Below are 19,778 nucleotides of genomic sequence, written 5' to 3'. Positions count from 1 at the left end.
TAACCCCCTTACACAAAACAACAACACATACAGCTAAAAATGGCAGAGAACAAAAACTCAATTATAGTCTATGCTGAATGGATAAAGAAGTTTGAAGAGCTAGAGGATGATGAAGCAGGCAGATTGATTAAGCATTTCTTTCGCTATGTTAACGATCAAGATCCGGTGGCACCTGACAGACTTACAAAAATAGCCTTTATTGATATTGAACAGTGCTTAAAACGTGATTTAGCGAAGTGGGACAAAACGAAAAATTCACGTGCCGATAATGGATCTCTAGGGAATTTAAAGCGCTGGCATAATGACCTGTACTTGAAGGTGCAAAATAACGAATTATCTATAGCACAAGCAATTGAGCAATCTAAGAATCGCAAACCGTCGCATGGCGATAATCAGCGAGACAAGCAATCGCAAAATGTCGCAAAGATCGCTGTTAATGCTAATGGTAATGTAAATGGAAGTAATAATACAAATAGTATAGATAGGCGAAAACTGGCGTTTTCGAAATCACTAATTCCATTTGTAGAAAAATACGGGAAAGATGTAATTCGTGACTTCTGCGACTATTGGACGGAACCAAATAAAAGCAACACTAAGTTCAGACAAGAGAATGAAACCACATGGAGCACACCTCTCCGCTTAAGTAGATGGGCTAAAAGCGACTTCAATAAGCACAAAACTCCAGCAACAAAAGGAGCTACAGACCAAAGCCAAAACGAGAACCTCTTTAAATAATGAAAAAACGCATACTAGAATACAAAGACGAGGTAATGACGCACTATGAGACTGGTATTACCAGAGGTGTAGATACAGGTTTCAAGACCCTAGACGAAATCTTAAGCTTTAAGTTGGGGTACTCAACATTTTATCTTGGATTTGCTGGAGCTGGAAAAACAGAGGTTCAAATGGAAATGCTATTTAACCAATCAGAAAAGCACAGCTGGAAACACGCCTTAATGAGCGGAGAGATAGGAAACTCTGAGGACGTAATAGCTGAACTTATTTCGAAAAGACTTCGTAAGCCCTTTTTTAAATCGAATCCTTTCGCGGCTTCCGAAGCAGAAGTGTACAAAGCTTTAGCCTGGCTAGATCATCATTTCTTCTTAATCAACGGAGACGACACAGACCACACTATTGAAAGTGTTTACGATTACTGCGAGTCCCTGGAGAAAGAGTTTAAGATGAAATTGCAATCGACGTCTATAGATCCGTTTAATGATCTGGAGGAGGACTTAATACCGTACGGCGGTAGAGAGGATAAATATCTAGCATGGGCATTGAAGCGAGTTAGGCAAAAAGCCAAAACAAACAACTGGCACAACAATATCGTAACACACGCTAAAGACCTCCCTCCTATTATCCTAAAGGACATTACCGGACAAGATGTTTATTGTACGTCAGTACCGACGCTAAATAGTTTTGCTGGCGGTGCTGTGTGGGGAAGACGAGCCTTTAATGTTGTTGGGGTCTGGAGGCCGGAACACAACAATCACAACGGAGTAGTTAGCCTAACCATGAATCCGTCCACAGGGACACCATTTGCTGAGAATGAAGCAATTCTAAAGGTGCTTAAGGTTAAACCCAAAGGAACGGCTAAAAAAGGCTCTCGTTCGCTTTTCTTTGACTGGAAGCAGAACCGATACTACGAAGAGGTAGACGGATCCAGCAAATACGCCTTTGAGCACGAATTAAATTACGACATCACAAACCCTAATGCGGGAATGACCGCTAACCTTGGATTCTAATGGCAAAGAAAATGACATCAGAGGAAAAGCACTACTGGGATTTATCAGAAGTGTACCTCGCAGAATACGAAGACCACACCGACCATTACGCCAGGGTACTACAAGCAATGGGCGTGATCGTAGAAATGGAGAGCGACTTAGCGGAGTTTCTTACCAAGGGAAAGCCAACAGAAAAAACCAACCGCCAGAGGAAACGCCTAGATATACTTTGCGCTGCGGTTAACAGCTTTACAGTAGCATCAGAACGCGGCCTCCAATTCAAAAAGGTAATGCACAAGCTCTTCGCCAGAGAACACGAACAACTGTTAAGGATTACGGAACTAGAGAAGGAAGTTATTAAACTGCAAAAAACCCTACAAGATCTATGACACAGCAAGAGAGAGCGTTTAAGGTGTTTGACGAAATGGAGCGCTGGAAAGTAATTGTAGTCAAAAAATTTGCCTTGCTGGATCCAGCGGCTTTTATTGAGTACGGAAAAGCCTACATAGAGCAAGGTGGAAATATCGAGTTCTCACAGGATTACGAACGGATCCGTAAAATAGGTTCAGTACAGGAAATACCGTTAACTCGTTTTGAGTTGGCGAGAAAATAATCATTATATCAATTATGCAAATCAATTTGAACTTAAAATATAAACCTACAGCTAAAGGGTATTTCTCTGGTGCTGCGGGCATGGAACTAGGCTTACAGGCTGCGGGAGTTACTATGATTCAATCTTTAGATCTCGATGCCAACGCCATAGAATGCCTTAAGCTAAATCCTCACTATATAGATCACAAGGTTCTACACCAAGACATTAAAGACATAACCGTTTTAAGTCAAGATCGATCCGACATATTAGTAGGCACTTATCCTTGTACAAAGTATTCAACAATCGCCAACATCAGCGGAACAAGAACCGGCGACGACTTATTCCTGCACTTTCTTAGGCATGTAGCAATAGAGCAGCCGGAAGTTTATGTGTTAGAAAACGTGCCGGGTATGAAAAAATTTCCTGTAGTTATGGAAGCAATGTCTAAACTTCCGGGATACTACGTAAACATCTTTTGTCCAGTAAACGCGTTAAACTGGCTGCCACAACGCCGGGAACGATTAATAATGATTGGAACAAGAAAGCCGTTCAGTATCTCAGCTCCAACTCAATCTAAAAACAGGATCAAAATGTCAGACATCCTGGAGAAAGATCCGGTTTACAAAATGAATCAGAGCGTTATAGACCGGATAAATGGCAAATACAGAGATCTACCGATCGTAGTAGATCCTAGTGATCCGGGAAGCTATGCTCCTACTTGTGTAGCGCATTACGCTAAAGATATGGGAACCCGGTTAGTAAAAGACAAAAACGCAGAATACGGAGTCAGACCTTTTACCGTCAGAGAATACGCAAGGCTCCAAGGATTCCCGGATGACTATATTTTCCCGGAGAAACGTAGCTCCTACCAGCTTATCGGAAATGCTGTCCCTTGCCACATGGGTGAATGGATCGGAACCGAGTTAATGCGATATTTCAATTAATCAATATATCAATTATATAACTTAAATAAATGACCAGAAACCAAATTACAACGGTAGCAGATCTTAAGGCTGGAGACCGATTTTACAAGCAATCAAGCAAAAATAAAAAGGTATTACACTTCATTGGGGGGGGTCTAAGCACGGCGTTTTTGAGGTCTGCGAGGCTCAGGCGGTAACTAAAAATGGTTATCCAAAGCCTGCCCAAATAAAGGAAATAGCCGGCAAAACAACGGTTGTCTACATGCGAAACGTAAACGATGCCCGGCCATGAAAAACAAGTTTACTAAGAAAGATCATACCCGCCGGTACTATCTCCATTCAAAAATCAAAACCAGCTATCAAGTCGACGCTCACAAACGGGAAGTGACAGTTCCGTACAGCGAGATAGACGAGGCAAGAAACAACAAAATAATTACCGAGCTGTGCAACCGGTTCGGGTACAACATTCAAACAGCTTTAATCTAAAAAAATGAACAGAATCTTTAAAAACGTCGGTACACGATCAGTCCTCTATGGAGCGCATTGCTTCTTTATTCACCCCTTCTTTGTTGCTGCGGCTTGGTGGAAGTTATACGGGTTTCCCTGGGATCCCCGGCTTTGGGTAGCATTCTTTGTACATGACCTTGGGTATATCGGAAAACCGAATATGGACGGTATTGAGGGCGAAGAGCATCCGATCTTAGGAGCCCTTATAATGGACTTTCTTTTCGGTAAGGAGTGGGGAGATTTCACGCTATTTCATAGCAGATTCTTTGCTAAGAAGCTAGGCGGCCAATATTCAAAACTTTGTGTTGCGGATAAAATGGCTTTCCAGTTAACTCCGCGCTGGCTATATCTGCCAATGGTTAATTGGACTGGAGAGATTCACGAATACATGAAGCAAGCCGATTCGGGTAAGTATTCCAGTGAAAACAGAGACACGAGCACACAAATTACTTGGCACACTGGAGTATGCAAATACATGGCAGCTTGGATAGAGCAACACAAAGAAATCAAGCCGGACACCTGGACGAAAGGAGTCATTAATGATTAAGCAATTCAATCACGAAGCAGATTATATCTGCGAAAGGTGCTTTGAGGAGTTCGACGCTAGATCATGGGTAACCTGCCCTTGCTGCGGCCTAAGACCATTTACTCAACCAATCAAAAAAGAATCATGAAAAAATTATCAATTCTCCTTATCGCTGCGGCAATGATCTGTAGCTGCAAAAAGGAATGCCTACAACCAATAAAAGTTAAAAGACCGGAGAGACCCGATTACGTGCGTCCAGAGACTGGAGTAGTATTAAACCCTTTAAGAATCAAATAGCATGAGGCCTACAGATATTCAAAAATTCACAAAGAAGTACGACCCTTCTAAATCCAAACTCCTTAAAAACGGGATTGAGATCCGGGGAGTGGTAGAAATTGAAAAAGCAATCAACAGAGCTAACGAGATAATCGACAGGCATGGATTAAATTTAATTGTCGTCAATACGGCTGAAATGGCGAGCTATGGCGCGTTTGAAGTGAGGGAGGCTGTGTAATGGAGAATACGTTAGAAAACAAAGCGAAGTTTTTTGCTCAGTATTTTGCTCAGGTTGTTTATAATAACCGAAACTACCCAGAAGAAAAAACTCAAAAATTAGATAGCACTCTGATGAGTTATACTGATAAGTATGATTTTTTAACACTCAAAACCCTTTTATCAATAGCAGATGAAGATTTAATACATGTGGCAAGGCTTGCGCACGAAAGGCCAGGTCACGACTTTAAGGTAACCAGAAATAAGGATATTTTTTATGTTCAAACTGATTATGACAGGGTTGGCATTAATTACTTTATTTCCATGATGCCCAGGTATGCGAGCGTTTGCGCAACAATGAATTTTGCAAAATACAAGGATGAGGGTTTTAAATCTTACACTATTAATATTGGTAAAGTTAATCTTTCATCAGAAAGACCTATTGCATACATCGCTATTGTTGACTACCTCCGCTCAAAAGGCTACGCTTTGCCTTGGATGGGATTGTCTGTTGAAAAGCAAATAGAGTACGGATGGATTAAACTAAAGGAGGCGTAAGTTATGAGTTACAAGACATGGGTTTTATTATCCCTCTCATTTAATGTCCTAATGATTGTAGCAGCTTTAATCGGGATAGGCATTACTATACCCAGCGCATTCGGCTGGCACTGGATATTCCTTGCGATCCATCTGTACAACCTTTATTCGTGCACAAATTTCATTCGCGAACATCACTGTAAAAACTTTTAACCATGAGCGAAAAACTGACCTGTCCATACTGCGAGAAGCTAAATGAAATACCGGACGACTGCCACACCCAGGATGAACAATACGAAACCGAGTGTTCGGATTGCGAAAAGATATTCGGCTTTACGGTTTACTACATCAAAGGCACTGACGAGTACAAATTACCATGCGCTAACGGAGGTATTCACGAATACCAGCCGATAGTCGGAGCACCAAGAGAATATTTTATTAACCGGTTTAGATGCTCCCATTGCGGAGAGGAAAAAACCATAAATCCAGAGTTATGAAAACGTTTGTAAAAACCACAACAAATAATCAATACGACTCCGTAATGCGCGTAATGAAAAACCCATTCCCTACGCCTTACGGGGAATGGACTGATAATAAAGCCATCTACATCAGTATATCGGATGCTAGAAGAGCGAGCGTAACGGATCCAACTAAATACAAAGACCCTGACGAGGAGGTAGAAGTCATCTCATTTGAAGAGTTCTCTAGAAGGGATCCAAAAGAGCAACACAGCCATCAGTACAAATGGTACATAGAAAAATACAGAAATCACCCTGAAAACATCAATCCTTAATCAAATGAGCAGAGCAATTTCAAACGTACGATCAGTAGAGCTTAAAAAAGTACAAGCCTTGTTAGGAAGAAAAGGACTATCAAGAGACGAAAGAATATCCTTTCTCTGGCACTGGGACAACCCTAAGGTAGAGTTCGTCAAGGATCCAGACGGTAACCTAAGAGCCCGTAAAATTGAACGAAAGCAATAATAAACGCCATGAGCCGATTAGCTAATTTAATCGGCTCATTTACCCTTGCTCTTGCCGACCGGGCTAAGATCGAACGCAGATAGGATCTTTTGACTAAATGCCTGGTATTTTTCATTTGCTGCTTTTAGATCTTTAGCCTGTCTTTGTAGGGCTTGTTTAGCGTTCTCCAAGGATATATTACCGTAATACTTTCTTGTATCCAGTTCTTTGACATCTACAATAATACCAGAATCTACGAACTCACGCGGGGTGTAATACTCCTGGGTATCGCTACAGAAGATTATACAAGACTTATTGAACGCCTCTGTCGCTATGGTTACTCTCAGTTGCTTATTTGCTTCGGTATCCTTGTTCATAATGTAGGTGATTATTTTAACAGCAACAATAATACTAATATTTTTAGTAATCACAAAAGTCACATTTTTGCTTTTGAATTTGGGTAAAAGAAATCAGGGGATGCGCTTTTCAGCACACCCCCTGATTAATACCTGTTATTTCACAGGGATTATATTTTATTTCACATTGATTATTGTTTTTTTTAAAATTATTTAGATCATTCAATTAATTATGCCAATTCCAGTGACGCCAGCTCACTTCCAAGTTCTCTAATTCCGCAAATGATTTTTTGTACTTGCTTTGGCCCTGCTTTTTTATGCCCGTTAACATATTGTGATAACAATGTTTTGTCCATTCCTATCCTTGCTCCCAGCGCGCTCGCATTAATTATTTTATAGTACTCAAATAACTGGGGTAGATCTAATTGAATGACGATGTCATCAATATTAGCCTCTTCTAAGCCTTTTAACTCAGCAATCGTGTTGAATGCGTCAAGTGCATTAGTTTTTAATTCCCCCAACGTGTCTGCGGTCGTAGCCGCTGGAATGTTCTCAAAGTCGTCAGCGTATGCTGAAAAACCCGTATCGGTTTTTTCGACTATAAATACGATCTTTCTCATATTTCGTTCTCCAATTTTCGATCAGTTTTTACGTGGTGCCTGATCTTTAGTAAAATTTATAAATAAACACCATTTACGAAGATGTACTCGCTACGTTTACTCCGGCATACGTAGAACCGATATTTAATTAAAGGTAGGGCTATTTAAGCCCCGCCTTTTTTAGAATTTTAGATGCTAAGCCGTTACCGACTTCTTTGCTTGGGTGATTGGCGATTACTATCTCGCTTCCCTCAACCCCTGGTAGGTGCCATATCTCATGGCTTCCTTTTCCGTTTCTCAAAAACACATAACCCTGCTTTTTGATTTTTTTAAGTAATTCACTCCATTTCATTGGCGCTCCTTTATTGGTGTATTCAAAGGTAAACAATAGTTTACTATTTAGCAAATAAAAAGTAAACTATTTTATACCTTTTTACTGTGCTTATTTTAAAAGATTTTTTGCTGCGGCTATCTCACTATGTAGTTTTGAAATGTGAGAGGAAGCGGAGAGGAAGACAAATTTCAAGAGGAGTGTGTAAAATGGCTACAGCTGCAATACAAAAAGCTATTGTATCACCACTCCCCTAACGGTGGAAAACGAGATCCAAGGGAGGCGGCAAAGTTCAAACGAATGGGAACCCGTAGCGGCTGCCCGGATTTGATGTTCTACAAAAGGTCTGGTAATTACGTAGGACTAGCTACAGAGCTTAAACGAGGCAAGAATACAGCAACAGATAACCAAGAAGATTTTATGGCTGAACTCAGGAAAGAGGGCTGGCTCTGTGTTACGATCTGGACAATGGATGTATTTATGAAGACTGTAAACGATTATATGCGTGGTGCAAATAATTGATATATCGCTTAAGAAAATTAATCTATTGTTATTCCAGACACAGACACAGAGAGCTGCTTTAATATCTCTAGCGCCTTTTCTGAATCCTTAACCGTAAAGGGACGGGTAGCTCCGTCCGACAGTTTTCTAAGTAAATAAGCCGGAGCGTCGCTGTTTGTTGGATACATCAATTTTGCTACAGCACTTAGGTTAATAAGCTTATTAGTTTTTAAAAATTCTTTGACAGTCATAAGGCAAATGTAGTTAAATATATTGTACATAAAAAAATGTACAAATAAATTTGTATTGTACATAAAAAGGTGTACATTTGGATAAGCAAAACGAAAGATATGAAAACTTCAAAAATAGAACTAACTCAAAAAGAACTTAAGGTTTTAACATGGATGGATGATGTGACCGGAATGGTAGCCAACATCGAAGGAGATGAAGTAGTAATATTTTACGAAGCAATGCCCGAATACTGGGAGACCCGAATAAGCCTTGACGAGGTAATCGCAACTATAGAGGATATGAAATCTATTCAAATAGAAAATAACTAATATGAAAATCAAAAAGAAAGACCACGACAATCTAACCCAAGCAGCCAGATATCTGGAAAGAGCGCAAATGTTGCTAGAAAGGGCTCAGTACTCCAGTCCAGTTATATCATTTGTCGGGCAGATCAAAGAAACAACAAACGATCTCGAAGCAATGAGCAAGCAGCTTAACATCGACATACAAGAGTTCACACACTAACCAACGCCCCGCCTTAACAAAGCGGGGTTTTGAGGTGCCGGATGGTCGGCAATTAAATCTTAGCGGATATGAAAAATTACATAGAAATAAAAAATCCTCATCCTGTTGATATGAGAACTTACACAGTTGAATTTTTAACAGGTAATCCTTTTAGGCATATACCAGGACAAGGCAAGCACTGGCCTAAAGTCACGCAATGCGTGATAAAGATAGATGGATTGATAGTGTCTAAATCAGAAGTATGCAAGCATTCAACAGAAATAGATAATCCTGATTTTGCCAAAAGACTAGCGTTAAAAAAAGCATTTAAAAATTACCCTTTTAGCAGAAACTTAAGAGTTAAGTTTTGGAATAGCTTAAATCTTATCTAAATAAATCATTCCCATTCCCGCTAAGTGTGGGAATCTGCCAGCGCAACACTCTTAGGGGTTTGCGCATTCGGCAGTATGAAAAAGAACCTTTATTTGGGCTTAGCCCTTGCGTTACTTGCACTAGGTGGAGCAACGCTTAACGTATCAAAATTAGAAGCTAAATCTAATTCGTCACAACCAGGCAAACCGAATCCAAGTACCATTCCGTGTAACACATGGTATTATGATAGCAATGGCGGCGCGCACAAATCGCCACCGTGTGACTAATTTATAGATCAACCATCCAAAAACCCCGCTGACTGTATTGATTTACGGAGCGGGGTTTCCGGGTGAAAACCTTACGCTATGAGAATAAATGAATTAACAGTTATGGAGCATACTATCCAGATAGGCGACACCTTCACGACCGAAGAGCCTAACGGTATCGTATTCGACAGCGATACAGTATTCGAGGTAGATGGGTTTATAGCGACCGATCAGATCGCCTACGTCCACACATCAGTAAAGCAGAAAATAAACAAGGTATGTGTTTGCTCCCTGGCATTATTCGCTATTCGCCTAGAGAGATACGGACTAACGGTAAAAACCAGTAAAGCAAAAGATCATGCCTAAAACCTGTATTAGCTGCGGCCTACCCCACTACGCAAAAGGATTCTGTAAACTTCACTACAGGATGCCTAGCCAGATCAATCCAAAACCAATAGTTAGGAAATCTCCGATTGTAAAGAAAGCTGTAGTTGTTAATGCTGCGGTATCCCCTACTAAGCGCAAAGCTATTGCTCCGGTGAGCAAAAAGAAGCTAAAGGAGCTGCAAATCTACCGTAAGAACAGAGACGAGTACTTCAAACAAAATCCAGTGTGTGAGTTTCCCGGCTGTACTTGTAGGGATATTACATTGCACCACATGAGAGGACGTATAGGCGCTTTATTAACAGACGTTATGAACTTTAAATCTTTGTGCCTGGAACATCACGAATTTGTAGAGCTGAACCCGGAAGAGGCTAAGCGTTTAGACCTATCCAGAGAAAGACTTTCAATTTAATAATCAATATATCAATTAAACTAATTATTTTTGACGCAATGAGCAAACAAGACCGCGTAGAAATCGGAGGAAATAACCGCCGACCAATGGAAAGCCAGAGAAGCATACAGAGAAAGTACGCTAAGCTAAAGTTAGAGCCAGCAGAACCCAACCAAATTAACTGTTACGCTTGCACCTCGTGTCCAGAGATCACTAAGACGATTGACATTCATAAAGGAACTTCGCCTTTTGTTACGTCTTGTTTTGTTTGCGGTGCTCCTGCCCGTAGTAGCTTCTATAACGACACTGTACCGGATCAGGCTATAGATATGGAATGGCACATGCCAACACTCAACGAAACAGTAAAGCTGCGCAAACATCCAGATATGTTGGATCATGTTTTACGTGGCGGCCTTGTTGCTCGTCTTTATTCAGGAAATAAATAATCGAAATATCACTTAAATAAATTAAAATGACTCAACGAAAACTTTTAATTGTCATCGGGCTGACTGCTTTTTTTGCGGGAGCATCAGCCTACATCTTTAACCACTTCAATCCCTGGATCGGGATTATTTTAGGAATCAGTACCGCAATTACGTCAATCACATATTTACAAAACCAATTTAAAAAAAATGAAAAGTAGAAAATTAATTATCGGCTTATTAGCTATCGCCTTAACAGTATCAATTACCTCGTGTGAGCGTGTCGCGCCTAATTACATCGGCGTTCTTATGGAAAACTACGGGAAAGCCGGTAAAGAGGACTTTAGCACTACAAAAGGCAAAGTAAACACAATGACACCCGGCACAGAACTGTTTCAGGTTCCATTATTCGAACAAAGGGCAAAGTTTGAAGCTCCCCTTTCACTTAAAGCCGCCGACAACACCGCATTCACATCAAAACCAACTTACAGCTACGCAGTCATTGAGCAACGAGCTGTTGATGTGGTATTTCAGAATAAGCAGTTAGGATCTGGAGACGAGTTTATGAAAGCCCTGGAGGATAATATCCTAGAAGCTAAAATTTATGACATCATGAAGGAGGAGAGCCGAAAGTTTATTACTGACAGTTTAATGGCTAACGGCGGATCCCTGAGATTCGAGGAGCGCGTCCAAGGATTAGTGTCTAAGGAGTTTGAAGAGCGTGGATTGAAGTTAACAACCTTTTCGAGTCAATTAGAGTTCTCGGATAAGGTTACCAAAAAGATCGACAACCGAAACGAGGTTAATACAAACGTATCCGTATTAGATCAACAGATCATTGAGCAGCGAAAGCGAAATCAGCTTGCTTTACTAAAGGCCGAAGAAAACAAAATCCTGTCCTCTGGCATTACTCCAGAATTGCTATCACAGCAAGCTATCGACAAGTGGAACGGTCAACTTCCATCAACATGGGCTGGATCTTCCCTCCCATTCGTTAAGAGTCTGAAATAAGAAACCCTACATTCTATTGTTTACGGAAAGCCTGAGCGTCAATTCGCTTAGGCTTTTTTATAATAAATTATCTTCGACATGAAATATTGAGATCTGCACGCATTAAACATCATTGGTAATTGAACGAACACCTAGGTTAAAAATTTCCTTAAAAAACCTATCTTTCGCTACTTCGTCAGCTTCAAAGTTAACTGAAACAACATCTAAACCCGTTTGAAGTGACATTATTTTGACACCTGTCTGCTTACCAATCTCCAAGACCTTACTATGCAAGCTGTCTCCATCAAAATCTACAGGAGGCTTAAAAGTTGCTGTTTTTCTTCTAACTGAACTATTTGCGTTTACTGAAGGTTTGATATCAGTATTCCTGTTGTATAAATCTAGAGACCTTTCTAGACGATCAAATCTGGTCAATAAATATTTTATAGTATCGTTCTCCTTTAGATTAGAGCTATTTATTACTGCCGCCTCTTTTATTGAGTCTATGACAGGGTTGCTGGTAACCTCTGAGGCGATAGCCTCCCTAATGTATTCTCGCAATACAGGTATTACGGTTGTTGATCCAAATAAATTGTCTTCATAAAAAATAGTCCTCTGGTCGCTGATATCAAAAGGGAGCTTCGTGTCAGTCTCAGCCATAGTTATAACTTTTTTTTTGTAAGCATGTCGGAGCGCTAATTCATACATGACATTTGGGTTTAGCCCAGTCAAATTAGCGATAACAAGTTCGTCGTTAATTACGTGCTCTATTACTTGCTTAGTAATTGATCCACCAACAGATATTAAATATGCAGGCACAGCCTTGAACCCGAACTCCCTTAATACGGGATCAATCACGCTTTTTATCAGTCCGTCCGCTTTTTTAAACGTCTCAGATCCTAAACCACCAATAGGCGTAATTATAAAACAATCCTTAAGTTCAGCCGGATTTTCTTCGGCTTCTTGTTCTTTTTGTTTGGCCATTTGAGTTCTTCGTTAATTTTAATCTGCAATATATTAAATTTTATTAAAAGCGCGCATCCATTTCTTAAGCGCAAATAATCGAAATAGCAATTATATTAATTATTTTTTCTGTTGCTGCGGTCTAACTGTACTTTTGAGTGGAAAGATAAGTGAGAGGGATAAAATGGCTACCAGCAAAGCAAAGCCCGTAAAAAAGAAAGCTGTAAAAAAACCAACAGCGGCGGCATTAAAGAAACAAAAGTACGATAGAGATTTTGAGTCAATCTGTAAAGAGATCGAAAACGGGATAGCCGTCCGTAAGGTTTGCCCCGCTTACATGAGCTTGGAAAAATTCTACCAACTTATTGCTGAATCTCCAGAGAAAACGAAACGGTACGCGTGCGCGTGCGAGGCGCGAGCCGAAACCATTTTTGAAGACATCATAGAGATAGCTGACACATCCAACGCTGACGTATTTATTATTAACGGTAAAATGGTGGTGGATGGAGAGGCTATTCAGCGGTCTAAACTAAAAATCGACGCCCGTAAATGGATGTTAGCAAGGCTTGCTCCTAAAAAATACGGGGATAAAATCGAGGTAGACGCCAATCTAACCGGACAAGTGACAAATATAATCTCCCTGGGATCAGGAATTAACCCGGATGATACTACTACTTAAACAGGAGCACGCTACCTACTACCTAAAAGACCTCATGACTGAGGAACTTTTGTATGGCGGCGCGGCTGGTGGCGGTAAAAGCGCAATCGGCTGTCTTTGGCTTATCGAAATGTGCCAGAAATATCCCGGTACACGCTGGCTAATGGGCAGATCCAAACTAAAAACACTTAAGGAGACCACTCTTAAGACGTTCTTTGAATTAGCGAGCAAGCTAGGTATTACCAATCAGTATACCTACAACGACAACAAGTCAGTTATTATCTTTAAAAATGGCTCTGAAATCATTTTAAAAGATTTGTTTCTTTATCCCAGCGATCCAAATTTCGATAGTTTAGGGTCATTAGAGATTACCGGAGCATTTATAGACGAATGCAACCAGTTAACGCTTAAAGCCTGGCAAATCGTTAAATCACGGATTAGGTTTAAACTAACTGAATACGGATTAATACCTAAGATGCTCGGAAGCTGCAACCCAGCAAAGAACTACGTTTACTCAGAGTTTTACAAACCTAACAAAGACAAGAAGCTCCCGCCTTACAGACGATTCATTCAGGCTTTACCAACTGATAACCCGCATTTGCACCCCTCCTACCTTCAATCGCTTTTACGATTGGATAAAAACAGTAAAGAGCGTTTGTATTTCGGTAACTGGGAATACGACGACGATCCAGCAGCATTGATTGAGTTTGATAAGATTGTAGAGCTATTTACCAACTCGTTCGAGTCAATCAAGAATGGCAAAAAGTACATCAGCGCGGATATAGCTAGGCTCGGAGCCGATAAGGGTGTAATCCTTGTTTGGGATGGGCTAAAGCTAATTGATTTCTTAGTGATCCCTAAATCAAAGATCACTGAAGCGGCAGCGGAAATAGAGCGGCTCCGTAAGAAACATAACGTTCCCCTGGGTAATGTTATCGCTGACGAGGACGGCGTAGGTGGTGGAGCTGTAGACATCTTAGGTTGTAAAGGATTCCTGAACGGTGGATCGCCATTATTCGGCGAGAACTTCGAAAACCTAAAAACCCAGTGCTACTACAAGCTAGCTACAATAGTAAATGAAAATCTAATGGACTTAAGCATTCTTGCGAATAACGCAGAGCTTAAAGAATACATCATTCAAGAGCTTGAACAGGTTAAACAGAAGGACATGGATAAGGACGGCAAGAAACGAATGGTTCCGAAAGAGGATGTTAAAACCTTGATCGGCCGCTCTCCAGATTATTCAGATGCGTTAATGATGCGCATGTTCTTTATGTTGGACAATTTCGAGTTAATAGTAAACTAATAAAACAGCCTTTAAAGGCATTTCAATACATGGTGTCCAGTGAGTGGAGACAAAATTTAAAAGGAGGGATAAAGTGAGATGGGAGTATTAAGTTTTTTAAAAAAGCAGCTATCCAATATGATGGAAAGCAGCGCAACAATGGGCTACATGTTGAGCAGTGCGGTGTCGTGGTTTGGCTATGATCCAGAGACGTTCTTACGCAAAGGCTACATGAACAACGTTCATGTGTTTACAGCAACACGCGTTTACCTGAACAAAGCAAAGGTAGCGCCTTACATGCTAAGCGAGGTAAAGAACAAAAAAGCCCTGGTGTTTTACGAACAATTTGTTCGGTCAAAGGACGAAGCGCACCGGATTCAGGCATTAGGATATAAAGAGCAAGCACTTGAAGAGCTGGAGAGCCATGAGCTTTTAGATCTGCTAAATAACCCAAATAGCTATCAAACCTCGTCAGAGTTTAAGGAGGCCGCATTAGGATTTTATAAAGTCCTTGGAGAGACTTTTGTTTACGGTATATCTCCAATAGCGGGACGAAACAAGGGTAAGTTTAAAAGCCTGCATGTAATACCTCCTACGATGATAGAGCCGGTATCTTCAAATAACGCTTTGGATCCAGTAGCGTATTACCGACTGAATATTGATGGTAAGTCTGTTCGAATTGAAAAGGAAAACGTATTTCACTGGAAAACATGGAATCCTTTAGATCCATTGCGCGGACTCTCCCCTCTTCATGTAGGTAACAAGACCTTAAAACGTAATGAATCAAACCATACCGCGCAAACAAAAGCGTTTCAAAACGGTGGCGTTGCTCATTTATTGAGTAGCGAGAGCGATACTAGGCCATTGACTCAGGAACAAATGGATTTAATCAATGAGCGCTTAATCCAGAAAATCAAAGGCGCAGAAAACTACCAGAACATTCAGGCTACAAACGGATCTGTTAAAGCAACCAAAATCGGAGAGTCTCCAGCGGATCTACAGCTCATTACCTCGGACGTTCACGATAGAGGGATTATAGCCTCGTTAATAGGCGTAGATCCTATTTTGGTTGGTGACAAGGTGGGTAGCAGCTTTTCAAATCAAGAACAAGCGTATAAAGCTCTGGTGACTAATTTGATTATGCCCGATCTTATCACCTTTGCGGAAAACCTGTCTAAATGGCTGCTATGGAGATACGGAGATAATCTTCACTTAACGTTCGATACAACAGTTTATTCAGAGCTTGCGCCAGACTTAACCAAGCTCGTAGCTGTTTACGGACAGCCATTATTAACTGAAAACGAGAAACGAGGTGTATTTAACTGGGACGCTAGCAAAGCCGAAGGTATGGACGACATCTATATTAAATCCGGGCTAATACCTTTAAGCCGCGTGAAAGAGATTGACTTTAATAGACAGCAAAACAATCCGGGAGATAAACCGCCAAAAGAGGACAATCCAGACGACAAATAATTAATATATCAATTTTTTAAATTATTTTTTGCAGCTATAAACCTTAGGTATACCTTAGCATAAGTTTAGTGAGAGAGATTAATTGTCAAGGGGACGGGATTAGTTGAGGTTGATGTTTAAGTGAGGATAACAGGCCGTACGTAGCAATAGAGAGAGATTAGTGAGAGAGATTTGTTTGCGTACGGCTTTATCTATTTAAACGGAGCCAGATAAGTGAGGGGGAAAAGTGGAAACGAAAAAATTAAGCACAGAGGTTAAGGATGTTGACGAAACAAAGGGGTATGTGGAAGCGTACGCTAATGCTTACAACAACGAGGATTCAGATAAAGATATCTCGCATCCTAACTCATTCATAAAAACGGTTAAGGATGATTTCCACCGCATCAGGGTTTACAAGAACCACAATCAAAACATCTTAGTCGGAGTTCCAAAACTTATAGATCCTCTGGATTCTTACGGACTTAAAACCGGCACTCAGTTTAACATGAATACCGATGACGGCAAAAACATGTTTTGGGATGTAAAGTTGATCCATGACAATGGACAAAACGCCGATTTATCAATCGGTTATCGTGTAATGAAGAGAGACACGAAAGACAGACGCATCATTATGGAATACATGCTTAAGGAATATTCTTTTCTGACAAGCTGGGGAGCTAATGACCGCGCAATCACTACCGCCGTTAAGAACGGAAAAGACAGTTCAGAAGTTATGGCATTCTTAGTAAAAGCCTACAATCTGCCTTATTCAGACAGTCGTTTGGTAAAGCTAGAGGCGCTACTAAAGTCATTAGATAATATTAACCAGGAGCAAGAGAATGCTTTGGATAATGAAGTGAAAGAGAGAAAAGGGACAGGGATTTATTTATTAAACAAAGCAAACTAAAATGAAAAACAAACAATTCAAAAAACTGATTTTAAGCCTGGTATTGATCGCATTAATGGTCGCAGACTTCGTGTATTTAAAGACTGGCGCGTCTTTAGCGTTTCCATTGATTCTGTCAACAGATGACGACGAAACTAAAGCCGCTAAGAAGCTTTTAAATGAAACCAAGGACGAGGCCGTAAAGGAAGCTCTTGAAAAGCTGGAAGCAAAACAGAAGCTTGAAAAGGAAGCGGCCGATAAAGTTATTGAGAAGCTCAAGAAAGCCAACAAGGAAACTCAGGATCATGCAGACGAGTTGGATCAGAAACTACAAGGCATTGTTTCTGGCGAAGAGGCTGGCTTTAAAACAATGGAAGAGGCTCTTGCAGACGCTTTCAAAGGTAAAAAAGAAGAAATTGACGCTATTGTAGCTGCCGACGGTAAACAAACCGCAACTCTTACCATTGAGTTCAAAGCTGCCGTAGACATGAGCGTTACCAATACAATTGGATCTGGCGCTACAGCTGTGACCATCACAGATAACACAGGCCGCGTAAGCACGATTAGAAAACGTTCAGAGCGCTATCTAGCAAAAGTAACCGTAGGCAGAACATCTGGCAACAGAGCATTATGGATTGAGGAAACAGACGAACAAGGAGATCCTTTGTTTATTGGTGAGGGAGTTGGAAAACCAGCCGCGTCAGTTCGTTATGTTGAAAAAACCGCCAACGTAAAAAAAGTAGCTGTTTATGGTAAGGTTACCACTGAGATGCTTGCAGATTTACCTCAATTAATCTCTTACATCAAAAACAACCTTGCGAAAAGACTGGAAATCAAAAAAGAGGACGGCTTGTTCGGTGGAGATAACGTTGGAGACAACTTGAACGGCGCTAAAAACACAGCTGTAGCCTTTGCTGCTGGAGCGCTTGCTGCTGGTGTAAAGCTGGCTAATGAGTTTGATGTCCTGGAAGCTATCGGAACACAGGTAGACCTAGCGTTCGGAGATCCAAACGCGGTATATGTTAACCCTACTACCATTCAAAAAATGAAGGCGATTAAGTCTACAGCTGGTCATCCACTTTGGAAAGACTATGTAGATATTAACGGCGGTAGAAATATGGTAGTTCATAATATGGAGGTTATCCCTACTACATTGGTTCCGGTGGGCGAGTTTCTTGGGGGAGACATGACTGCGGCAAACGTATTGTTCCGTGATACTATGACCGCGCAAATCGGCTTAGATGGGAACGACTTTACCAACAACAAGAAAACAATCTTGTTAGAGCAGCGCCTTGTACAGTACGTATCCGCTAACGACGTTAAATTGATCGTTAAAGGCACATTTGCTGCGGCTATTACGGCATTGCTGGCTCCGTAATCTAAAATCTAATTATAGCCCACTTCTGCAATCATAGCGGAGGTGGGTTTCTTTAAACCGGCCATTTCTGGCTATAACCCTAACACTATGAAAATTAAGATCATTGAAGCCTACGACACAGTAGAGGTAGACCAAGAATTTGACATCGAAGGAATGTATGCCAGGGATTTAATAAAAAGCGGTCATGCTGTTGCGATTGACGCAGACGGCAATGTCATTGAAACAAAGCCAGAGGACTCAGACGAGAATCCAGAAACCCCAGCAAAAGGGGGTAAACCAAACAATAAAACTAAGGGGGACAAGTAATGCCAAAAGTAAAAGTAATCATTTCAACGATCCGTTACGGATCCAACGGGTTTAAGCATTTCGGAGATGTATTTAACCTTCCTACCGCAAAAGCTAAGGAATTGGCCGATCAGGGTTTTGTTAAGATCCTTGACGAGACAGAAAACTCCGATTTAGACTTAGATCCAGACGCGCCAGCCGAAGACACGGTTAAGGAAGAAAAAACGCCTAAGAAAACCAAAGAATTAAAAGAGGAAGTTAAAACCAAGTAAGCATGTCAACAGAAACTACACCGTTTTGGGGAGACCCATTTGATTTATATTTCAGTAAAGAGGAAATACACATGCTTTTGGCGTTCAAAGCGGATGTAGAACTGTTTTACGATAAACTGCAAGCTGACGCCAGATTCCAGGCTATTGGCTGGCTACCTACGTTTGCGCAGATCCAGAATAAACCAACTACAAAGGCTGGCTATGGGATTACCGACGTAGACACATCCGCACAGGTTGATGCCAAAATCAATGCGTTAATTAATTCCGCTCCTGGTGTTCTTGATACGTTAGCGGAAATTGCTGCGGCACTGGGTAACGATCCGAATTTCGCCACTACCATAACTAACCAGCTTGCATTAAAAGCAAACGCCGCTAACGTTTTTACGAAAACCGAAGCTACAGCAACTTTTAAAGCTATTACTTGGTTTCCGACGTTTGCACAGGTATTAAATACCCCGACCACGCGCGACGGTTACGCTCTATCTGATGTTTACACCAGAACAGAAACAAACGCCGCAATACAGGCTATTATAGGCGCGGCTCCTGGAGCTTTGGATACTTTAGTTGAGCTGGCAAATGCCCTTGGAAATGATCCGAATTTCGCCGCTACCATTACCACAGCCTTAGCGGCAAAGGCGCCACAGGCTACTACTTACACTAAAACAGAGGTTGACACACTGCAAAGGATGGGTTTCGTTGATTATGTGGCAAACTTTACGCTCCAGCTTAGCGACGGTAACAAAATGCTAAGGGTTAGCCATGCTACCGGCGCTACAGCTTCAATTCCTACAAATGCAGCCCTGGCGCTTCCGATCGGTTTCGTTGTCATCATCAAACAAGCCGGCTTAGGATCCATAACCGTCGCTCCCTCTGCTGGAGTTACGCTATTGAGTCCTAATAGCTTGGTTAAAACAGCGACTAAGGACGCTCAATGCGTATTAGTTAAAGAGAGCGCGGATGTTTGGAGTTTAGAGGGTAATCTAGTTTAA

At 41.1% G+C, this 19,778-nt stretch carries 33 protein-coding genes; 28 read left to right on the top strand and 5 right to left on the bottom strand.

All coding sequences use genetic code 11. The annotated features are described in order from the left end of the window. The first annotated feature begins 39 nt into the window (after nt 1-39). From CLV32_RS14710 to CLV32_RS14660, 11 genes are all read left to right on the top strand, one after another. Nucleotides 40-735, top strand: coding sequence for a DUF6291 domain-containing protein (locus tag CLV32_RS14710; protein ID WP_133556824.1), 696 nt, complete (start codon nt 40-42; stop codon nt 733-735). After that, nucleotides 735-1,745, top strand: a complete 1,011-nt coding sequence (locus CLV32_RS14705; protein ID WP_133556822.1) for a hypothetical protein — start codon at nt 735-737, stop codon at nt 1,743-1,745. The genes CLV32_RS14710 and CLV32_RS14705 overlap by 1 nt, the downstream gene beginning before the upstream one ends. Continuing rightward, nucleotides 1,745-2,113, top strand: a complete 369-nt coding sequence (locus tag CLV32_RS14700; protein ID WP_133556820.1) for a hypothetical protein — start codon at nt 1,745-1,747, stop codon at nt 2,111-2,113. Before CLV32_RS14705 ends, CLV32_RS14700 begins: the two co-directional genes overlap by 1 nt. Continuing rightward, nucleotides 2,110-2,337, top strand: a complete 228-nt coding sequence (locus tag CLV32_RS14695; protein ID WP_133556818.1) for a hypothetical protein — start codon at nt 2,110-2,112, stop codon at nt 2,335-2,337. Before CLV32_RS14700 ends, CLV32_RS14695 begins: the two co-directional genes overlap by 4 nt. A gap of 14 nt (nt 2,338-2,351) precedes the next feature. Then, a complete protein-coding gene (locus CLV32_RS23355; RefSeq protein WP_133556816.1) occupies nt 2,352-3,260 on the top strand; it encodes a DNA cytosine methyltransferase in 909 nt (302 codons plus the stop codon). 469 nt (nt 3,261-3,729) lie between these two features. Continuing rightward, nucleotides 3,730-4,293, top strand: coding sequence for a hypothetical protein (locus CLV32_RS14685; protein ID WP_133556814.1), 564 nt, complete (start codon nt 3,730-3,732; stop codon nt 4,291-4,293). 277 nt (nt 4,294-4,570) lie between these two features. Continuing rightward, a complete protein-coding gene (locus tag CLV32_RS14680; protein ID WP_133556812.1) occupies nt 4,571-4,786 on the top strand; it encodes a hypothetical protein in 216 nt (71 codons plus the stop codon). Beyond that, nucleotides 4,786-5,322, top strand: coding sequence for a hypothetical protein (locus tag CLV32_RS14675; RefSeq protein ID WP_133556810.1), 537 nt, complete (start codon nt 4,786-4,788; stop codon nt 5,320-5,322). The genes CLV32_RS14680 and CLV32_RS14675 overlap by 1 nt, the downstream gene beginning before the upstream one ends. 194 nt (nt 5,323-5,516) lie before the next feature. Then, nucleotides 5,517-5,798: a hypothetical protein gene (locus tag CLV32_RS14670; protein ID WP_133556808.1), complete on the top strand. Its 282-nt coding sequence runs from the start codon at nt 5,517-5,519 to the stop codon at nt 5,796-5,798. Next, entirely contained in the window at nt 5,795-6,094 is a 300-nt protein-coding gene (locus CLV32_RS14665; protein WP_133556806.1) for a hypothetical protein, read from the top strand. The genes CLV32_RS14670 and CLV32_RS14665 overlap by 4 nt, the downstream gene beginning before the upstream one ends. A gap of 4 nt (nt 6,095-6,098) precedes the next feature. Next, the gene (locus CLV32_RS14660) at nt 6,099-6,284 is read left to right on the top strand and encodes a hypothetical protein (RefSeq protein ID WP_133556804.1); all 186 of its coding nucleotides are present in this window, start codon (nt 6,099-6,101) and stop codon (nt 6,282-6,284) included. 35 nt (nt 6,285-6,319) lie between these two features. On the opposite strand, the gene CLV32_RS14655 is transcribed toward CLV32_RS14660, so the two are convergent. From CLV32_RS14655 to CLV32_RS14645, 3 genes are all read right to left on the bottom strand, one after another. Then, nucleotides 6,320-6,640 carry a hypothetical protein gene (locus CLV32_RS14655; RefSeq protein WP_133556802.1) on the bottom strand — a complete coding sequence of 107 codons (321 nt, stop codon included), beginning with the start codon at nt 6,638-6,640 and terminating at the stop codon, nt 6,320-6,322. 209 nt (nt 6,641-6,849) lie between these two features. After that, nucleotides 6,850-7,239 (bottom strand): XRE family transcriptional regulator, encoded by a 390-nt coding sequence (locus tag CLV32_RS14650; RefSeq protein ID WP_133556800.1) that lies wholly within the window; start codon nt 7,237-7,239, stop codon nt 6,850-6,852. Nucleotides 7,240-7,378: 139 nt separating this feature from the next. Beyond that, nucleotides 7,379-7,606 carry a type II toxin-antitoxin system HicA family toxin gene (locus CLV32_RS14645; protein ID WP_208111012.1) on the bottom strand — a complete coding sequence of 76 codons (228 nt, stop codon included), beginning with the start codon at nt 7,604-7,606 and terminating at the stop codon, nt 7,379-7,381. Nucleotides 7,607-7,711: 105 nt separating this feature from the next. Here CLV32_RS14645 and CLV32_RS14640 point away from each other — a divergent pair, with 105 nt between their 5' ends. Then, the gene (locus CLV32_RS14640; RefSeq protein ID WP_133556798.1) at nt 7,712-8,071 is read left to right on the top strand and encodes a VRR-NUC domain-containing protein; all 360 of its coding nucleotides are present in this window, start codon (nt 7,712-7,714) and stop codon (nt 8,069-8,071) included. 17 nt (nt 8,072-8,088) lie between these two features. Here CLV32_RS14640 and CLV32_RS14635 read toward each other — a convergent pair whose 3' ends face one another. Beyond that, a complete protein-coding gene (locus CLV32_RS14635) occupies nt 8,089-8,301 on the bottom strand; it encodes a hypothetical protein (RefSeq protein ID WP_133556796.1) in 213 nt (70 codons plus the stop codon). Between the two features lie 99 nt (nt 8,302-8,400). Between CLV32_RS14635 and CLV32_RS14630 the strand changes: the two genes are divergently transcribed. The 8 genes from CLV32_RS14630 (at nt 8,401) to CLV32_RS14595 (ending at nt 11,631) form a co-directional block, all read left to right on the top strand. Beyond that, nucleotides 8,401-8,610, top strand: coding sequence for a hypothetical protein (locus tag CLV32_RS14630; RefSeq protein ID WP_133556794.1), 210 nt, complete (start codon nt 8,401-8,403; stop codon nt 8,608-8,610). Nucleotide 8,611: 1 nt separating this feature from the next. Then, the gene (locus tag CLV32_RS14625; RefSeq protein WP_133556792.1) at nt 8,612-8,806 is read left to right on the top strand and encodes a hypothetical protein; all 195 of its coding nucleotides are present in this window, start codon (nt 8,612-8,614) and stop codon (nt 8,804-8,806) included. Between the two features lie 68 nt (nt 8,807-8,874). Continuing rightward, nucleotides 8,875-9,177 (top strand): hypothetical protein, encoded by a 303-nt coding sequence (locus CLV32_RS14620; protein ID WP_133556790.1) that lies wholly within the window; start codon nt 8,875-8,877, stop codon nt 9,175-9,177. A 75-nt stretch (nt 9,178-9,252) separates the two neighbouring features. Continuing rightward, complete coding sequence (locus CLV32_RS14615) at nt 9,253-9,444, top strand: hypothetical protein (RefSeq protein ID WP_133556788.1); 192 nt, start codon at nt 9,253-9,255, stop codon at nt 9,442-9,444. A 78-nt stretch (nt 9,445-9,522) separates the two neighbouring features. Continuing rightward, entirely contained in the window at nt 9,523-9,789 is a 267-nt protein-coding gene (locus CLV32_RS14610; protein ID WP_133556785.1) for a hypothetical protein, read from the top strand. Continuing rightward, nucleotides 9,782-10,219, top strand: coding sequence for a hypothetical protein (locus CLV32_RS14605; RefSeq protein WP_133556783.1), 438 nt, complete (start codon nt 9,782-9,784; stop codon nt 10,217-10,219). Before CLV32_RS14610 ends, CLV32_RS14605 begins: the two co-directional genes overlap by 8 nt. 38 nt (nt 10,220-10,257) lie before the next feature. Continuing rightward, nucleotides 10,258-10,644, top strand: a complete 387-nt coding sequence (locus tag CLV32_RS14600) for a hypothetical protein (protein WP_133556781.1) — start codon at nt 10,258-10,260, stop codon at nt 10,642-10,644. A gap of 186 nt (nt 10,645-10,830) precedes the next feature. Continuing rightward, the gene (locus CLV32_RS14595) at nt 10,831-11,631 is read left to right on the top strand and encodes a hypothetical protein (protein WP_133556779.1); all 801 of its coding nucleotides are present in this window, start codon (nt 10,831-10,833) and stop codon (nt 11,629-11,631) included. A gap of 102 nt (nt 11,632-11,733) precedes the next feature. Here the strand turns inward: CLV32_RS14595 and CLV32_RS14590 are convergent, their stop codons facing one another. Continuing rightward, nucleotides 11,734-12,594, bottom strand: a complete 861-nt coding sequence (locus CLV32_RS14590) for a hypothetical protein (RefSeq protein ID WP_133556777.1) — start codon at nt 12,592-12,594, stop codon at nt 11,734-11,736. Nucleotides 12,595-12,757: 163 nt separating this feature from the next. Between CLV32_RS14590 and CLV32_RS14585 the strand changes: the two genes are divergently transcribed. The 8 genes from CLV32_RS14585 (at nt 12,758) to CLV32_RS14550 (ending at nt 19,778) form a co-directional block, all read left to right on the top strand. Next, nucleotides 12,758-13,252 carry a terminase small subunit-like protein gene (locus CLV32_RS14585; RefSeq protein ID WP_133556775.1) on the top strand — a complete coding sequence of 165 codons (495 nt, stop codon included), beginning with the start codon at nt 12,758-12,760 and terminating at the stop codon, nt 13,250-13,252. Continuing rightward, nucleotides 13,236-14,537, top strand: coding sequence for a phage terminase large subunit (locus CLV32_RS14580; RefSeq protein ID WP_208111011.1), 1,302 nt, complete (start codon nt 13,236-13,238; stop codon nt 14,535-14,537). The genes CLV32_RS14585 and CLV32_RS14580 overlap by 17 nt, the downstream gene beginning before the upstream one ends. 117 nt (nt 14,538-14,654) lie before the next feature. After that, nucleotides 14,655-15,989: a phage portal protein gene (locus CLV32_RS14575; RefSeq protein WP_166641948.1), complete on the top strand. Its 1,335-nt coding sequence runs from the start codon at nt 14,655-14,657 to the stop codon at nt 15,987-15,989. Between the two features lie 226 nt (nt 15,990-16,215). Next, the gene (locus tag CLV32_RS14570; RefSeq protein WP_133556769.1) at nt 16,216-16,875 is read left to right on the top strand and encodes an HK97 family phage prohead protease; all 660 of its coding nucleotides are present in this window, start codon (nt 16,216-16,218) and stop codon (nt 16,873-16,875) included. Between the two features lies 1 nt (nt 16,876). Next, on the top strand, nt 16,877-18,232 hold the full coding sequence (locus CLV32_RS14565; RefSeq protein WP_133556767.1) for a phage major capsid family protein: 1,356 nt from the start codon (nt 16,877-16,879) through the stop codon (nt 18,230-18,232). An 87-nt stretch (nt 18,233-18,319) separates the two neighbouring features. Next, nucleotides 18,320-18,538, top strand: a complete 219-nt coding sequence (locus tag CLV32_RS14560; RefSeq protein WP_133556764.1) for a hypothetical protein — start codon at nt 18,320-18,322, stop codon at nt 18,536-18,538. Continuing rightward, the gene (locus CLV32_RS14555) at nt 18,538-18,789 is read left to right on the top strand and encodes a hypothetical protein (protein WP_133556762.1); all 252 of its coding nucleotides are present in this window, start codon (nt 18,538-18,540) and stop codon (nt 18,787-18,789) included. Before CLV32_RS14560 ends, CLV32_RS14555 begins: the two co-directional genes overlap by 1 nt. A gap of 2 nt (nt 18,790-18,791) precedes the next feature. After that, nucleotides 18,792-19,778, top strand: coding sequence for a hypothetical protein (locus tag CLV32_RS14550; RefSeq protein ID WP_133556760.1), 987 nt, complete (start codon nt 18,792-18,794; stop codon nt 19,776-19,778).

Source organism: Pedobacter duraquae (assembly GCF_004362245.1).
In the GTDB taxonomy this organism is placed as follows: Bacteria; Bacteroidota; Bacteroidia; order Sphingobacteriales; family Sphingobacteriaceae; genus Pedobacter; species Pedobacter duraquae.
Note: the sequence above shows the minus strand (reverse complement) of the source record. Positions and strands in the feature narration are given on the sequence as shown.

Coding starts and splice junctions, on each gene's coding strand:
- CLV32_RS14670 (WP_133556808.1), top strand. CDS start 5,517: ATGAGCGAAAAACTGACCTGTCCATACTGCGAGAAGCTAAATGAAATA.
- CLV32_RS14555 (WP_133556762.1), top strand. CDS start 18,538: ATGCCAAAAGTAAAAGTAATCATTTCAACGATCCGTTACGGATCCAAC.
- CLV32_RS14605 (WP_133556783.1), top strand. CDS start 9,782: ATGCCTAAAACCTGTATTAGCTGCGGCCTACCCCACTACGCAAAAGGA.
- CLV32_RS14695 (WP_133556818.1), top strand. CDS start 2,110: ATGACACAGCAAGAGAGAGCGTTTAAGGTGTTTGACGAAATGGAGCGC.
- CLV32_RS14560 (WP_133556764.1), top strand. CDS start 18,320: ATGAAAATTAAGATCATTGAAGCCTACGACACAGTAGAGGTAGACCAA.
- CLV32_RS14655 (WP_133556802.1), bottom strand. CDS start 6,640: ATGAACAAGGATACCGAAGCAAATAAGCAACTGAGAGTAACCATAGCG.
- CLV32_RS14595 (WP_133556779.1), top strand. CDS start 10,831: ATGAAAAGTAGAAAATTAATTATCGGCTTATTAGCTATCGCCTTAACA.
- CLV32_RS14665 (WP_133556806.1), top strand. CDS start 5,795: ATGAAAACGTTTGTAAAAACCACAACAAATAATCAATACGACTCCGTA.
- CLV32_RS14600 (WP_133556781.1), top strand. CDS start 10,258: ATGAGCAAACAAGACCGCGTAGAAATCGGAGGAAATAACCGCCGACCA.
- CLV32_RS14565 (WP_133556767.1), top strand. CDS start 16,877: ATGAAAAACAAACAATTCAAAAAACTGATTTTAAGCCTGGTATTGATC.
- CLV32_RS14660 (WP_133556804.1), top strand. CDS start 6,099: ATGAGCAGAGCAATTTCAAACGTACGATCAGTAGAGCTTAAAAAAGTA.
- CLV32_RS14615 (WP_133556788.1), top strand. CDS start 9,253: ATGAAAAAGAACCTTTATTTGGGCTTAGCCCTTGCGTTACTTGCACTA.
- CLV32_RS14635 (WP_133556796.1), bottom strand. CDS start 8,301: ATGACTGTCAAAGAATTTTTAAAAACTAATAAGCTTATTAACCTAAGT.
- CLV32_RS14630 (WP_133556794.1), top strand. CDS start 8,401: ATGAAAACTTCAAAAATAGAACTAACTCAAAAAGAACTTAAGGTTTTA.
- CLV32_RS14585 (WP_133556775.1), top strand. CDS start 12,758: ATGGCTACCAGCAAAGCAAAGCCCGTAAAAAAGAAAGCTGTAAAAAAA.
- CLV32_RS14620 (WP_133556790.1), top strand. CDS start 8,875: ATGAAAAATTACATAGAAATAAAAAATCCTCATCCTGTTGATATGAGA.
- CLV32_RS14685 (WP_133556814.1), top strand. CDS start 3,730: ATGAACAGAATCTTTAAAAACGTCGGTACACGATCAGTCCTCTATGGA.
- CLV32_RS14610 (WP_133556785.1), top strand. CDS start 9,523: ATGAGAATAAATGAATTAACAGTTATGGAGCATACTATCCAGATAGGC.
- CLV32_RS14580 (WP_208111011.1), top strand. CDS start 13,236: ATGATACTACTACTTAAACAGGAGCACGCTACCTACTACCTAAAAGAC.
- CLV32_RS14575 (WP_166641948.1), top strand. CDS start 14,655: ATGATGGAAAGCAGCGCAACAATGGGCTACATGTTGAGCAGTGCGGTG.
- CLV32_RS14710 (WP_133556824.1), top strand. CDS start 40: ATGGCAGAGAACAAAAACTCAATTATAGTCTATGCTGAATGGATAAAG.
- CLV32_RS14705 (WP_133556822.1), top strand. CDS start 735: ATGAAAAAACGCATACTAGAATACAAAGACGAGGTAATGACGCACTAT.
- CLV32_RS14675 (WP_133556810.1), top strand. CDS start 4,786: ATGGAGAATACGTTAGAAAACAAAGCGAAGTTTTTTGCTCAGTATTTT.
- CLV32_RS14590 (WP_133556777.1), bottom strand. CDS start 12,594: ATGGCCAAACAAAAAGAACAAGAAGCCGAAGAAAATCCGGCTGAACTT.
- CLV32_RS14700 (WP_133556820.1), top strand. CDS start 1,745: ATGGCAAAGAAAATGACATCAGAGGAAAAGCACTACTGGGATTTATCA.
- CLV32_RS14625 (WP_133556792.1), top strand. CDS start 8,612: ATGAAAATCAAAAAGAAAGACCACGACAATCTAACCCAAGCAGCCAGA.
- CLV32_RS14680 (WP_133556812.1), top strand. CDS start 4,571: ATGAGGCCTACAGATATTCAAAAATTCACAAAGAAGTACGACCCTTCT.
- CLV32_RS23355 (WP_133556816.1), top strand. CDS start 2,352: ATGCAAATCAATTTGAACTTAAAATATAAACCTACAGCTAAAGGGTAT.
- CLV32_RS14650 (WP_133556800.1), bottom strand. CDS start 7,239: ATGAGAAAGATCGTATTTATAGTCGAAAAAACCGATACGGGTTTTTCA.
- CLV32_RS14550 (WP_133556760.1), top strand. CDS start 18,792: ATGTCAACAGAAACTACACCGTTTTGGGGAGACCCATTTGATTTATAT.